Genomic DNA, 13,919 nt, shown 5'->3' with positions numbered 1-13,919 from the left:
GCTGCGCACCTGTGCAGGTGTTCAGGATCACAGGGCCCTGCCTGCAAGAATGTGCGCATGCATCTCGTACCGGCCGACCGCGCGGGCCACCGCACCATCGACGGGCACCGGGTCTGCGAGGCCATCGCCGCGATCGGCGACACCGCGCACGTCCGCTCCTGGGCCGAGCGGTTCTCCCTGCTCGCCGACCCCGGACGGCTCGCCCTGCTGCTCGCCCTGCACCGGGCCGGCCCGCTCGCCGTCAGCGACCTCGCGGTCGCCACCGGCATGCGCGACCCCGCCGTCTCCCAGGCCCTGCGCCTGCTCCGCACGGCCGGCGTGGTCGCCGGGGACAAGGACGGACGCGTGGTGCGCTACCGGCTCGTCGACGAGGGCATGCGCCCCCTCCTCGACGAGTGCGCCGCCGGCGAGCACCACGAGCCGACCGCAGCTGCGGGCTGACCGACACTCGGACTGCCCGTCCCTCAGGAAGCGGCGCCTCGGCGCGGCCGGATGAGTACGATCATGAGGTGCCGTCCCACCCCCACGTCTGGCCCGCCGACCGCTGGAACACCCGCCCGGTCAAGGCCCGCGTGCTGGCTGTCGCCCGCACCCTCACCTCCGCGACGAGGGTCCTGGACGTCCTCAGCCTGCTGCACCGGGACGGCATCGAGCGGTACGTCACCGTCAACCCCGGCTCCGTCTTCGCCGACGGCGGCCTGACCGAGTACCTGCGCGGCCTGCCCGGCTACACCGTGCTGGACTGGGAGGACGCCCTCCGGCACCGCTTCGACCTGGCCGTCGCCTGCGCCGTCCACGCCTCCATGCACCGGCTGGACGCCCGGCTCGTCGTCCTGCCGCACGGCGCCGGCTACAACCGCCTGGTCACCGAGTCCACCGGTGACACGGTCAGCTCCGCGGGCCTGTCCCGCAAGGAACTGACCCACCGGGGCCGGGTGTTCGTGGACGTCCTCGGTCTCTCCCACCCCGAGCAGCTGGACCGGCTGCGCACCTCCTGCCCCGAGGCGGTGGACGTCGCCCGGGTCGTCGGTGACCCGTGCTTCGACCGGATGCTCGGCAGCGAGCGCTCCCGTGACGCCTACCGCGCCGCCCTCGGCGCCGTCGACGGCCGCCGACTCGTCGTCGTCAACTCGACCTGGAGCGCCCACTCGTTATTCGGCCGCCGCCCCGACCTGCCCCGGAACCTGGCCCGCCGGCTGCCCGCCGACGAGTACACCGTCGCCGTCGTGCTGCACCCCAACATCTGGAGCCGGCACGACCCCGAGTCCCTGCTCGCCGACGCCCACCGGACGGGCCTGCGGCTGATCCCGCCGCACCAGGGTTGGCAGGCCGCGCTCGTCGCCGCCGACTGCCTGATCGGCGACCACGGCTCGGTCTCCGTCTACGGCGCCGCCCTCGGCCGCCGCACCCTGCTCGTCGCCACCGGCGCCGACGAACTCGACCCGCGCTCCCCCGGCTACGCCTTCGGCCAGGCCGCGCCCGTCCTCGACCCCGACGGCGACCTCGCCGCCCAGCTCGAACAGGCCCTCGCCCAGGACCCGGCCGACCTGAGCGACGTCACCGACCGCGCGCTCGCCCACCGCGGCGAGTCCGCCCGGCTGCTGCGCCCGCTGCTCTACTCGTTCCTGGAGCACCTGGACGAGCCCGAGGACGAGCCCTTCCTGCCGCCCTACCCCAAGCCCGTGCCGCGCCCCGGCACCACCGACGGCCCCACCGCCTACGACGTCGAAGGCGGCAGCGAGGGCACGGAGGTCAGCCTGCGGCGCTACCCCTTCGACCCGGGCGACCACACCCCGCGCGGCTTCCACGCGCTCACCGACGACCACCCGGGCGACGCCCTGCGCTACACCGCCGAGGTCCTCGCCCGCACCGAGCCGCGCGCCGAACGCCCCGCCGCCCACTGGCTCGCCGACACCGCCGCCGCACTCCCCGGCCTCGCCGTCGCGGTGGCCGCCCTCGGTCCGGCCCGCCACCTGCTCCGGCTGCGCACCGGCCTGCTGCTGGAAGCCGTCGCCGAACGGGACTTCGGCTGCGCCGACCCCGCCCTCGACCCCCTGCTGCTCGGCTCCGCCGTCGCCTGCTGGCTCACCGACGGCGGCGACCCGACCGGCCTGCCCGAGCACGGCCTCACCGTCCGCACCGGGGAGCACCGCACCCGGGTGTCCTTCCGTACGGAGCCTCAGCCCTGCTGACCCGCGAGCTCCCGCAGCCGGGCGCGGCTGCGCTCCGCCAGCTCCCGATCGTCCAACTCCTCGGCCAGGGCGACCAGCAGGGTGTGGGCCTGGGCCTCCTTCGAGTACAGCCCGCGCTCCCCGGCCCGGCGGGCGCAGTCCCCGGCCGCGGCGACGGCGAGGTCCAGCCGCCCGAGCGCGCGGTGGGCCCGGGCGAGGACCAGCGGCAGCTTCATCAGCATGTCCTGGTCCCCGGTGGCCTCCGCCCGCGCCGCGGCGTCCACCAGGACGGTCAGCGCCTGCTCCGCGCGGCCGTCCGCGATCAGCGCCTGCGCCAGGTTGTAGCTCTGGACGATCTCGCCGTGGGCGTCGCCCCGGTTCTCCGCCAGGGCCAGCGCGAACCGTTCCACCGCCTCTCCCGGACGGCCGTCGGCCAGGCGGAGCAGTCCGTCCGTCTCGTGCAACACCCCCACCACCCGGCGCTCCGTCACCAGCGGCAGCTGCTCCGCGGCGAGGGCCAGCTGCTCGGCGGCGAGCCCGTACTCCCGGCGCTCGTAGTGGGCGCGGGCGAGCTGGTTGCGCATCCGGACCACGGCATCCGGCTGGTTGTCCCACTGGGCCGACTCGACGCCGAGCCGGTGGGTGGCGATCCAGTCCTGGTAGAGCTTGCGGCCGTGGTACAGCGGCCAGAGCGACTCGCAGAGCCGCCACACCTCCCCGTGCCAGCGCTGCTCGGCCGCCGCCTCCACCACGGCGCGCAGGTTGGCCCGTTCGGCGTGCAGCCACTCCAGGGCCGCCGTCCCGGAGGCGAAGCCGGGCAGGCCCTCGCCGCTGGGTGCCTGGAGCCTCAGCCGTGACCCCATCGCCCGGTCGGCCAGCGAGCACCGGCCCCGGTAGTACGCCACCACTCGGGCCAGCAGCTCCGTCCGCCCGGGGAGTTCGCGGGTCCGCCCGTAGGCGTGCAGCCGCACCACGTCATGGGCGCGGTAGCGCTCCTCGGAGTCGTCGGCGTCCAGCACCTCGTCCACCAGGTGCACGGCGCGCAGCTCCGCCAGCGCCTTCGCGGCCCGTGCCACGCCGGCCACGTCCGCCAAAGCGGCCGTCACGAAGGGGCCGGGGTGCACGCCGATCAGCCGGTAGAGCGCCCGGCCGTGCGGGGTCAGCCGCTCGTAGACCGCGTCGTAGGTCGGGCCGAGGTCGCTCCCCTCGTCGTCCAGCACGGCCACGCCGCCCTTCCGATCGCGCAGTTCGGCCACCACCCGGCCGACCGGCAGGTGCTCCCGGTCCAGCAGCTGGCTGCCGACCGCGTTCAGTGCCAGGGGCAGCCCGCCGCAGTTCTCGACCAGGGCCGCCAGCTCCGCCTCGGTGCCGCGCCCGGCGCCCAGCCACCCGCGCACCAGCTCGACGCCGGCCGTGGCGCTGAGCGGACCGAGCTGCCGCACCTGAGCACCGTCCGTCCGCAGCGCGGGCAGCCGTCGGCGGCTCGCGACCACCACGAGTCCGCTGGACGGGAGCAGCGCCCGCACCTCGGCGGCGTGCTCGACGTTGTCCAGGAAGAACAGGCAGCGCCGCTCGGCGGTGACGGTACGGAACGCGGTGAACCGCTCGGCCTCCACCGCCGGGGGCTCGGTGCCCAGGGCGCGCAGGAAGCCGGCCAGCAGTTCGGGGAGGTCGACGCCGCCCTGGTGCCGGTAGGCGAGCAGGTCCGCGTAGAGGTCACCGTCCGGGAAGCTCGCCCGGTGCTCCTCGGTGAACTTGGCGATCAGCTCGGTCTTGCCGACCCCGCCGAGGCCGGTGAACACCACGATCCCCAGCCCGCCCGCCTCGACCCGGCCCAACGCGCCCTTCAGGGCCGCGAGTTCGCTCTGCCGGTTGACGAAGGGGCCGTGCGGCGCCCGGACCTGACGAGGTCTCGGCAGTGGATCCGGCTGGTGGAGGTGCAACGCCCCGATGCTGTCGGCCTGAACCACGTGGCCGCTCACCGTGGCGCCTGACACGGTGTTCGTCACCTCGCGCCGATCCATCCGCCTGCTCCCTCCGGCCGGTCCGCCCCAGCCTACGGGCTGCGGGGCGCGCGGATCGGCCGTTCAGGCCACCTGGCAGGTCGGGCACCAGAAGAGGTTGCGGGCGGCGTGCTCCTCGGTCCGCACGTCCGTGCCACAGACCAGGCAGGGCATCGCGGCGCGGCGGTAGACGTAGACCTCCCCGCCGTGGTCGTCCACCCGGGGCGGGCGGCCCATGGCCTCGGGGGTGTGTTCGGGACGGACGGTGTCGATGCGCCCGGCCGCGACGCCCTCGCGCATCAGGGCGACCAGATCGGCCCAGATCGCGTCCCACTCGCCGCGGGTGAGGTCACGGCCGGCCCGGTGCGGGTTGACGTGGTGGCGGAACAGCACCTCGGCGCGGTAGACGTTGCCCACCCCGGCCAGCACCTTCTGGTCCATCAGCAGCGCGGCGACGGTCGTGCGGCTGCCCGATATCCGGCGCCAGGCGGCCTCCGGATCGGCGTCGGCGCGCAGCGGGTCCGGGCCGAGCCGGGCGGCGACGGCGGCCTTCTCGGCTCCGGTGATCAGCTTGCAGGTGTTGGGCCCGCGCAGGTCGGCGTAGCCGTCGTCGCTGGCCAGCCGCAGCCGGACCAGGCCGACCGGATCGGGCGCCGGGCCGGTGCCGAAGGTGAAGCCGCCGTAGAGGCCGAGGTGGATGTGCACCCAGGCGCCCTCCTCGAAGCCGAGGAAGAGGTGCTTGCCGGTGGCCTCCGCGCCGGTGAGCAACTGCCCGTCGATCACCTTGGCCTCGTCGGCGAACCGGCCCTGCGGGCTGGAGACCCGGACGGGACGGCCGCCGAAGGCCGTGCGGCTCTGGTCGGCGAGGCGGTGGATGATGTGGCCCTCCGGCACGGGCGTCAGCTCCCCCAGGAGTAGGACGGCAGGACGGGGTCCATCATCGCAGCCGCCACCGACAGGCCGGGAGGGCGGCTGATCAGCGGACGGGCATGCCCATCAGCCGGGCCAGGATGACCCGGTCCAGCTCGGCGGCCGTGCCGGCGACGTCCAGGTAGGAGTTGTCGATGATCGGCAGCCCGGAGTTGTACCAGCCGGCCATCCGCCCGTGGATGCGCGCCACCTCCTCGTCGCCGAGCCGCCGGTTGCCGCTGCGGCGGGCGTTGCGGCGCAGCACTGAGTCCAGGCTGGGCAGCAGGACGACCGGGATCATGCCGGGGCCGATGTGCCGCTTCCAGCCGCCGAGGCCGATCGCCGGGCGGTCCGGGAAGACGGCGTCGTCGATGATGCAGGAGATGCCGTTGGCCAGGTAGTTGCGGCAGGCGAAACCGCAGGTGCGGCGGGCCAGCCGGTACTGCGCCTCGGAGGCGTCGTTCCAGCCGGACTGCGGGTTGGCGAAGCCCGACTGCACCCATTCGCGGACGTCGTCCAGGCTGATGTGCGCGGTCGGGGTGGCCCGGCGCTCGGCCCAGTACCGGGCGACGGTGGTCTTGCCCGCCCCGGCGGGGCCGATCAGCAGGACGGCGATCGGCCCGGCGGGCGCGTGCCGCTGCGGGGGGTGGGCGGGGAGTTGGACGGGCGTGCCGGTGGGCAGCACGAAGTGCCCAGTGCCGCCGGCCGGGACCGGCGCGCTCGGCACGGCCACGGGCGCGGGCGCTGCCGCGGGCGCGCGCACGGCGGCCGGAGCGGGGGCGGGTGCCGGAGCGGGCGCCGCGGCCGGACGCGCCGGAGTGGGCACGGGCGAGGACGCGATCGGAGCCGGAACCGGTGCGGGAGCCGGCCCCGGGGCGGCCGTCGGCCGGACCGTCGGAGGCGGCGGGGAAGGCGGTGGGACGGACGCCCCCGACGGGGACACCCTCGTGCCGCCCCCCGGTGGCCCCGGCGGAGCGGCGGGACGCGGCGGGACCTGCCCACCTGCGGCGTACTGCGTCACGGCACCTCCCGACACCCTTTCAGCGGGACACTACACGGCGGCCCGGCAGCGGGCACAGTCCGCCGCCGGGCCGCCGCCCGTCCCGCTCACCGCGCGGTGAGCTGCTCCGCCAGCGCGCGCAGCGCCAGCTCGTACGACCCGATCCCGAACCCCGCGATGGTGCCGGAGGCGACCGCGGCGATCACCGAGTTGTGCCGGAAGGCCTCCCGGGCGTACGGGTTGGAGATGTGCACCTCGATCAGCGGCGCGGTGCGCTGCGCGGCGGCGTCCCGCATCGCGTACGAGTAGTGGGTGAACGCGCCCGGGTTGATCACCACGGGCACCTTCCCGTCGGCCGCCTCGTGCAGCCACTCCACCATCTGCTGCTCGGAGTTGGTCTCGTGCACCTCCACCTCGAAGCCGAACTCCCGGCCCAGCGCGGTGCAGCGCTCGACCAGTCCGGCGTACGAGGTGGCGCCGTAGACGTCGGGCTCACGGCTGCCCAGCCGGCCGAGGTTGGGGCCGTTGAGCACCATCACCCTGGTCACGCCGAGACCTCCGCGTACGCGGCGACCAGCAGGGACGGGTCCGGGCCCTCCAGGACGGAGGTCCTGCCGAGGCCGTCCAGGACGATGAAGCGGATCAGGTCGCCGCGCGACTTCTTGTCGATCTTCATCGCGTCCAGCAGCTTCGGCCAGGCGTCCGCCCGGTAGCTCAGCGGCAGGCCGACCGAGGCCAGGACGGTGCGGTGCCGGTCGGCCGTCTCGTCGTCCAACCGCCCGGCCAGGCGGCCGAGTTCGGCGGCGAAGACCATGCCGATGGAGATCGCCGCGCCGTGCCGCCACTTGTAGCGCTCGTTGCGCTCGATGGCGTGGCCCAGGGTGTGGCCGTAGTTGAGGATCTCCCGCCGGCCGGATTCCTTCAGGTCCCCGGAGACGACGTCGGCCTTGACCTGGATGGCGCGGCGGATCAGCTCGACGGTGTGCGGGCCGGCCGGGGTCCTGGCGCCCTCCGGGTCGGCCTCGATCAGGTCGAGGATGGCCGGGTCGGCGATGAAGCCGCACTTGATGACCTCGGCGAGGCCGGAGACGTAGTCGTGCTTCGGCAGGGTCTCCAGGGTGCCGAGGTCGGCCAGCACGCCCACCGGCGGGTGGAAGGCGCCGACCATGTTCTTGCCCTCGGCGATGTTGATACCGGTCTTGCCGCCGACGGCCGCGTCGACCATGCCGAGCAGCGTGGTGGGCATGGAGATCCAGCGCACCCCGCGCAGCCAGGTCGCGGCGACGAAGCCGGCCAGGTCGGTGGTGGCACCGCCGCCGAGGCCGACGATGACGTCGCTGCGGGTGAAGCCGGTCTGCCCGAGCACCGACCAGCAGTACGCGGCGACCTCGGCGCTCTTCGCCTCCTCGGCGTTCGGCACCTGGAGCGCGATCGCCTCGTACCCCTCGCCGAGCAGGTCCTCGCGGATGGCGTCGGCGGTGGCGGACAGCGCCTCCGGGTGGATGATCGCGACCCGCTTGGCACGGGTGCCGATCAGCGGCGCCAGCTCACCGAGCAGCTGCTGCCCGATCAGCACGTCGTACGGGTCGTGGCCGGCGCTGCCGCCGACGTGGATCCTGACGGTGGTGTCAGTCATGGGGGGTCTTCAGCTCCAGTGCTTCCAGTACGGCGTCCGCGACCTGCGCGGGAGTGCGGCCGGCGGTGTCGACCACGGCGGTGGCCACCTCGAGGTAGAGGGGTCGGCGGGCCTCCATCAGCTCGCGCCAGCGGGCCCGCGGGTTGACCGCCAGCAGCGGGCGCGGGGCGTCCAGGCCGACCCGCTTGACCGCGTCGGCCAACGGCACCTCCAGGAGGACCACCGGCAGCTCGCGCAGCAGCTCACGGGTGGCCTCGGCCATCACCGCGCCGCCGCCGAGCGCCAGCACCCCGCCGTGCCCGGCGACGGCGGCCCGCACGGCCGCCGCCTCCAGCTCGCGGAAGTGCGGCTCGCCCTCGTCGATGAAGATCTCCGGGATGGGCTTGCCCGCCAGCGCCTCGATGTCGGCGTCGGTGTCCCGGAAGCCGACGCCCAGCCGCTCGGCCAGGGCCCGCCCGACGGTGGACTTGCCGCTGCCGGGCGGGCCGACCAGGACGACGACGGGAACGGTCATGCCCCCACCCCACTGAGCCCGGCGTGGGACGACCGCGACGGGCGCCCTCCGCTGACCAACTCGCTTCGCCGGCTCATGTGATGATCAGGTGCTCGAGGTAGTTCTGCACATTGCGACGCGTCTCCGACACGTGGTCGCCGCCGAACTTCTCGTTCACCGCGTCGGCCAGCACCAGCGCGACCATCGCCTCGGCGACGATCCCGGCCGCCGGCACCGCGCAGACGTCCGAGCGCTGGTGGTGCGCCTTGGCGGGCTCACCGGTGCGCACGTCCAGGGTCTGCAGCGCCCGCGGCACGGTGGCGATCGGCTTCATCGCGGCGCGCACCCGCAGCACCTCGCCGGTGGACAGGCCGCCCTCGGTGCCGCCGGAGCGGCCGGAGGTGCGCTTGACGCCCTGCGGGGTCGGGACGATCTCGTCGTGCGCCTTCGAACCCGGCACCCGGGCCAGCTCGAAGCCGTCGCCGACCTCGACGCCCTTGATCGCCTGGATGCCCATCAGCGCGGCGGCCAGCCGAGCGTCCAGGCGGCGGTCCCAGTGCACGTGCGAGCCGAGGCCCACCGGCACGCCGTACGCGAGGACCTCGACCACGCCGCCGAGGGTGTCGCCGTCCTTGTGGGCCTGGTCGATCTCGGCGACCATCGCCTTCGAGGCGTCCGCGTCCAGGCAGCGCACCGGGTCGGCGTCCAGCCGGGCCTCGTCCGAGGGCAGCGGCACCACGCCGGCCGGCGCCTTGGCGGCGGCCAGCTCGACCACGTGGCTGACGATCTCGATCCCGCAGGTCTCCTTCAGGTAGGCGCGGGCGACGGCGCCCAGCGCGACCCGGGCGGCCGTCTCGCGGGCACTGGCGCGCTCCAGGATCGGCCGGGCCTCGTCGATCGAGTACTTCTGCATGCCGGCCAGGTCGGCGTGGCCGGGCCGGGGGCGGGTCAGCGCCTCGTTGCGGGCCAGGCCCGCGAGCACCTCGGGGTCGACCGGGTCGGCCGACATGACCTGCTCCCACTTCGGCCACTCGGTGTTGCCGACCATGACCGCCACCGGGCTGCCCATGGTCAGGCCGTGCCGGACACCGCCGAGGAAGGTCACCTCGTCCTGCTCGAACTTCATCCGCGCCCCGCGGCCGTAACCGAGCCGGCGGCGCGCCAGCGCGTCGGCCACCACGGCGGTGGTGACCGGTACACCGGCGGGCAGGCCTTCCAGCGTCGCGACGAGTGCGGGGCCGTGCGACTCCCCCGCCGTCAGCCAGCGCAACGTACCCAACGGAGCTCCTTCATCAGCGGACCGGCCCACGGCACCGCCGCGGCCCGCCCCGGACGTGCCTTGTCCCTGAATCCTTTCATGCCCCAGCGGCACCCGGGGGCACAGTCCGCGTGACGGACAGCAACCGGTCACCATCCGGCCGTGGAGTGACCGCAAGCTGCGGCCCGGGGCGTGGCCGGGGCCGCCTAACGCCCCGCGAGCGCCTTCTCGCCCGCCTCGCGCATCGCCGCCAGCGGCCCGGGCACCCGCCCGGTGAAGGCCTCGCTCTGCAGCACGGCCTGGTGCACCAGCAGGTCCAGGCCGCCCAGGACGGTCGCCCCACGCTCGGCGCAGGCGGCGGCGAGCGCCGTCGGCCACGGGTGGTACAGCACGTCGAACAAGGCCCCGGGCGCGGCGGGCAGCCCGGCCGCGAAACCGTCCGTCGCGCCGACCGGCGTGGTGGAGACGGTCAGCGGCCGCTCCAGCGCCTCGGCCCCGCGCTCCCATTCGGCGGGCCGCACGACGACGCCGAGCCGCTCGCCGAGCTCGGCCATCTCCCGGGCCCGCTCGGCGCTGCGCACGTAGACCGTCACCTCGCCGGTGCAGATCTGGGCGAGCGCCGCCAGCGCCGAGGAGGCGGTGGCTCCGGCGCCCAGCACGGCGGCGGCCGGCACCTCGGTGATGCCGCGCTCGCGCAGCGCGTTGACCAGCCCGGGGACGTCGGTGTTGTCCCCGGTCCGCCGGCCGTCGGCGGTGAACACCACGGTGTTGACCGCGTCCACCGAGCGGGCGGTGGCGCTGACCTCGTCCAGCAGCGGGATGACGGCCCGCTTGAGCGGCATGGTCAGCGACAGCCCGGCCCACTCGGCCTCGTCCAGCCCGGCGACGAAGCCCGGCAGGGCGGCCTCGTCGACCTCGAAGCGGTCGTAGCGCCAGCCGTCCAGCCCGAGCGCGGCGAACGCGGCCCGGTGCAGGACCGGCGAGAGCGAGTGGGCGATCGGCGAGCCGAGGACGGCCGCCCGGTGCTTGCTGGTCAACGCTGCCCCTCCATGGGCCGGTTACCGGTGCGGACTACTTGCTGGTGCAGTGGCCGCGGGCCTCGTCGAAGCCCTGACCGGCCGCCTGGCAGTACTCCTTGACGTTGGCGTAGTGCTCCTTGCTGGTCTCGGCGAAGCGGGTCTCGGTCGGGGACATCGCGATGAAGTACAGCCACTTGCCGTCCGCCGGGTGCAGCACCGCGTTGATCGCGTCGTCACCGGGGTTGGAGATCGGCGTCGGCGGCAGGCCCGGGTTGAGGTAGGTGTTGTACTTGTTGGACGCGTCGTCCATGTCCTTCTTGGTGAGGTCCTTGCGGCCCAGCGAGTACTGCAGCGTGGTGTCCATGCCGAGGCGGCGGTGGGTCTCGGACTCGTTGGCCAGGCGGTTCTGGATGGTCTTGGCCATCTTCGCGAAGTCCGCGGTGTTGTTGCCCTCGCGCTGCAGGATGCTCGCCTCGGTGATCACCTCGTACGCGTTCTTCAGGCCCACCGAGGCGGCCTGGCCGTCCAGCGCGGCGTACTTGTCGGTGGCGTTCTTCACCATCTGCTTGAGCAGGTCCTCGGGCTTCATGCCGTCGGCGATGTTGTAGCGGGTCGGCCAGAGGAAGCCCTCGACGTTGCCCTGGGCGTAGCCGGGCAGACCGAGGTCGTTGAGCTGCGCCTTGGCGACGTTCGCCGTGGTGCCCTTCTGCAGCTTCAGCTTGGCGTCGATCATCGCGTAGATCTCGGAGGAGTTCTTGCCCTCCGGGATCACGATGGCCGCGCCGCCCGCCTGGTCCAGCAGTTCCTTGAGCGCGGCGGCCGCCGACATCTCCTTCTTCATCCCGTAGTAGCCGTACTGGATGGTGCCGCACTTGGGCTCGGCGTTGCAGGCCTTGGTGAACGCGTCGACGCTCTTGACCACACCGGCGTTCTTCAGGACGAGGCCGATCTGCCCGCCGCCCGCGCCCTGCTTGACCTCGACCTGGACGGAGCCGGTGCCCTCGCCGGTGAAGTCCGGCGGCGGCCCGAAGTGGTCCTGGTAGAAGCCGTAGCCCCACCAGCCGGCGCCGCCCATGGCGCCGAGGAGCACCAGCGCGACCAGCAGGCAGGCGCCGCCGTTGCGGCGGCCGGCCTTCTTGCCCTTCTCCTTGCGCTTCTTCTGGGCCTCGCGCGAGTCGTCCCGGGTGCCCAGGAAGCCGGGTTCCTCGGCTTCGGCGTGCTCGTCGAGGTACCCGCCGTCCTCGTGGTGGCCGTCCTCGCGGCCGTCCCACTCCTCGGCGGCGGGCTCGTGCACCGCGCCGACCGGGTCGGCGCCGGACTCCAGCGCGGCGGCCTCGGCCTCCCAGTCGATCCCGTCCGGGCCCGGGCCGGAGGCGGGCACGGCCTGCTGGGCCCGCTGCGGCGGCTGCTGCTGGGCGGGCGGCTGCTGCTGGTGCTGCTGCTGGAACTGCTGCTGCTGGCCGGGCATCTGCTGCTGGGCCGACATGTGCTGGGGATGGCCCTGGGGCATCTGCTGCTGCGGCATGCCCTGGTGCGGCATGCCGGGCTGCATCGGCATCTGCTGCTGGGGGTAGCCCTGCTGGGGCAGCTGCTGCTGGTACGGGTACCCCTGCTGCGGCATCGGTTGCTGCTGGGGGTAGCCCTGCTCCGGCATCTGCTGCTGGTACCCCCGGGCCGCCATCATCTGCTGGGGATGGCCCTGCATCTGCTGCTGATACGCCTGCTGCTGCACGTCCTCGTACGGCTGCTGGCCCTGCTGCGGGTACTGCTGCCACTGGCCGTCGTGGTGGCCGGGGACCGGCTGCTGGCCGCCGTACCCGGGATCACCGGGGTGCCACGGCTCGCCCTGGGGGCCGTAGCCCCGACCCAGATCGGTCATTGATCCCCTTAACCGACGGTGACGACCGGAGGATCGGACCGGCCGTCCGGGACGAGGCCGTCCCGGCTGATTCTCGAACCGGCGTGCTAGCGCAGCGCCTGGGAGGAGACGTTACCGTACCGCAGCCTGGCACCCGCCCGGACGGACATACCGTCAGTGATCGACCTCACCCGGGGTCCGCGCCCCGGTCACGGCGCCGCCGGGGGCGTGGCGGCCGCCGGGCCGCTGGGCGAGGTGCTCGGCTTCGCGGCCCGGGCCGCGTTGAACTCCGCCACGTTGCGCTGGTGCACCTCGTAGCTGTCCGTGAAGCGGGTGTCCCCCGGCTTCACGGTCACGAAGTACAGCCAGTCCCCGGGCGTCGGGTCCAGCGCGGCCATGATCGCCTGCCGGCCCGGGTTGGAGATCGGCGACGGCGGCAGCCCCGGGTGCACGTAGGTGTTGTACGGGGAGTTCAGCTTGGTGTCGGTGACGGTGGTGTTGAGCGTCGAGCGGCCGAGCGCGTAGTTGATCGTGGAGTCCAGCTGGAGCGGCATGCCCTTCGCCAGCCGGTTGTAGATGACCCGGGCCACCTTGCCCATGTCCTCGGTGTTGTCGGCCTCGCCCTGCACCATGCTCGCCACGGTGACCAGTCCGTACAGGCTCTGCCCGAGCGTCTGCGCCACCACGGTGGCGTCGTCCCGGCTGTACTCCTTGCCGGCCCGCTCGACCATCTGCTTCAACAGCTCCAGCGGGGTGGTCGCGTCGGTGACGCTGTACGTCGCCGGGAACAGGTAGCCCTCCGGGCTGCCGTTGGCGAAGTCCGGCAGGCCCAGTTCGGCGCCCTGCTCCTGGGCGGTCCGCCGGGTGGTGCCCTCGGGCAGGTTCAGCTTCTTGTCGATCGCCGCGTAGATCTGGTAACCGCGCCAACCCTCGGGAATGGTGAGGCCGTTGGCGTTGGCAGGGTCGATCAGGACGGCCAGCGCGGCGGCCGCCGACATCTTCAGCCGCAGCGTGTACGTCCCGGGCTGGATCCGTCCGGCGGCCGCCGCGCTGCCCTTGGCCGCCCGGGTGAAGGCGAGCGAGCTGGCCACCACCCCGTTGCGGACCAGCGCCGAGGCGATCTGGGACAGGCCCGCGCCCTCCGGCACCGAGACCTGGACACTGCCGCTGCCCTGACCCTTGTAGTCGGCGGCGGCGGCGGGTTTGCGCTGCCCCTGGAACCAGGTGTAGCCGGTCAGTCCGATCCCGCCGAACACCGCGATCAACGCGAGGGCGGTGAGCCCGCAGGCCAGCCCGTTGCGCCGCCGGTGCGGATCCGGCGCATCGGGGCGCGGCCGGGGCGCGACCGGGGGGCGTCCCTCCGGCTCCAGCACCGGTGCGCCCAGGTGGCCGGGGGTGAGCCCCGGGTGGAAGTCCTGGTCGGTCATGGCTCACGCTCCCTCGGCGTCCCGAATCGCTCCGAATCGCGCCGGATCAGTCCGGATCGGACCGAACCGCCCCCGATCGGTCATATCGATCTTCATCGATCTGTACCGACCGAAAACGGACACGGCATCGAACGAAAAGGGGTCC

At 73.9% G+C, this 13,919-nt stretch carries 12 protein-coding genes; 2 read left to right on the top strand and 10 right to left on the bottom strand.

What is annotated here, in order from left to right:
- Positions 1-57: 57 nt before the first annotated feature.
- On the top strand, positions 58-441 hold the full coding sequence (locus ACZ4WV_RS23215; RefSeq protein WP_465749658.1) for an ArsR/SmtB family transcription factor: 384 nt from the start codon (positions 58-60) through the stop codon (positions 439-441).
- Positions 442-509: 68 nt separating this feature from the next.
- On the top strand, positions 510-2,192 hold the full coding sequence (locus ACZ4WV_RS23210; protein WP_465749656.1) for a hypothetical protein: 1,683 nt from the start codon (positions 510-512) through the stop codon (positions 2,190-2,192).
- On the opposite strand, the gene ACZ4WV_RS23205 is transcribed toward ACZ4WV_RS23210, so the two are convergent.
- The 10 genes from ACZ4WV_RS23205 to mltG (ACZ4WV_RS23160) form a co-directional block, all read right to left on the bottom strand.
- Positions 2,180-4,180, bottom strand: a complete 2,001-nt coding sequence (locus ACZ4WV_RS23205; protein ID WP_465749654.1) for an AAA family ATPase — start codon at positions 4,178-4,180, stop codon at positions 2,180-2,182. The two genes, ACZ4WV_RS23210 and ACZ4WV_RS23205, sit on opposite strands and share 13 nt — an antisense overlap.
- Before the next feature lie 78 nt (positions 4,181-4,258).
- Entirely contained in the window at positions 4,259-5,068 is an 810-nt protein-coding gene (locus ACZ4WV_RS23200; RefSeq protein ID WP_465749652.1) for an Fpg/Nei family DNA glycosylase, read from the bottom strand.
- Positions 5,069-5,150: 82 nt separating this feature from the next.
- Positions 5,151-6,104 carry an AAA family ATPase gene (locus tag ACZ4WV_RS23195; RefSeq protein ID WP_465749650.1) on the bottom strand — a complete coding sequence of 318 codons (954 nt, stop codon included), beginning with the start codon at positions 6,102-6,104 and terminating at the stop codon, positions 5,151-5,153.
- Between the two features lie 86 nt (positions 6,105-6,190).
- Positions 6,191-6,619, bottom strand: a complete 429-nt coding sequence (gene aroQ / locus ACZ4WV_RS23190; RefSeq protein WP_465749732.1) for a type II 3-dehydroquinate dehydratase — start codon at positions 6,617-6,619, stop codon at positions 6,191-6,193.
- An 8-nt stretch (positions 6,620-6,627) separates the two neighbouring features.
- The gene (gene aroB, locus ACZ4WV_RS23185) at positions 6,628-7,719 is read right to left on the bottom strand and encodes a 3-dehydroquinate synthase (protein ID WP_465749648.1); all 1,092 of its coding nucleotides are present in this window, start codon (positions 7,717-7,719) and stop codon (positions 6,628-6,630) included.
- The gene (locus ACZ4WV_RS23180) at positions 7,712-8,233 is read right to left on the bottom strand and encodes a shikimate kinase (RefSeq protein ID WP_465749646.1); all 522 of its coding nucleotides are present in this window, start codon (positions 8,231-8,233) and stop codon (positions 7,712-7,714) included. Before ACZ4WV_RS23180 ends, aroB begins: the two co-directional genes overlap by 8 nt.
- A 73-nt stretch (positions 8,234-8,306) precedes the next feature.
- The gene (gene aroC / locus ACZ4WV_RS23175; RefSeq protein WP_465749644.1) at positions 8,307-9,491 is read right to left on the bottom strand and encodes a chorismate synthase; all 1,185 of its coding nucleotides are present in this window, start codon (positions 9,489-9,491) and stop codon (positions 8,307-8,309) included.
- A 185-nt stretch (positions 9,492-9,676) separates the two neighbouring features.
- Positions 9,677-10,507 (bottom strand): shikimate dehydrogenase, encoded by an 831-nt coding sequence (locus tag ACZ4WV_RS23170; RefSeq protein ID WP_465749642.1) that lies wholly within the window; start codon positions 10,505-10,507, stop codon positions 9,677-9,679.
- A gap of 34 nt (positions 10,508-10,541) precedes the next feature.
- Positions 10,542-12,368: an endolytic transglycosylase MltG gene (mltG, locus tag ACZ4WV_RS23165; protein WP_465749640.1), complete on the bottom strand. Its 1,827-nt coding sequence runs from the start codon at positions 12,366-12,368 to the stop codon at positions 10,542-10,544.
- Positions 12,369-12,556: 188 nt separating this feature from the next.
- Complete coding sequence (gene mltG, locus ACZ4WV_RS23160; RefSeq protein ID WP_465749638.1) at positions 12,557-13,774, bottom strand: endolytic transglycosylase MltG; 1,218 nt, start codon at positions 13,772-13,774, stop codon at positions 12,557-12,559.
- Positions 13,775-13,919: the final 145 nt, after the last annotated feature.

The organism is Kitasatospora sp. NPDC029312 (assembly GCF_055569215.1).
Note: the sequence above shows the minus strand (reverse complement) of the source record. Positions and strands in the feature narration are given on the sequence as shown.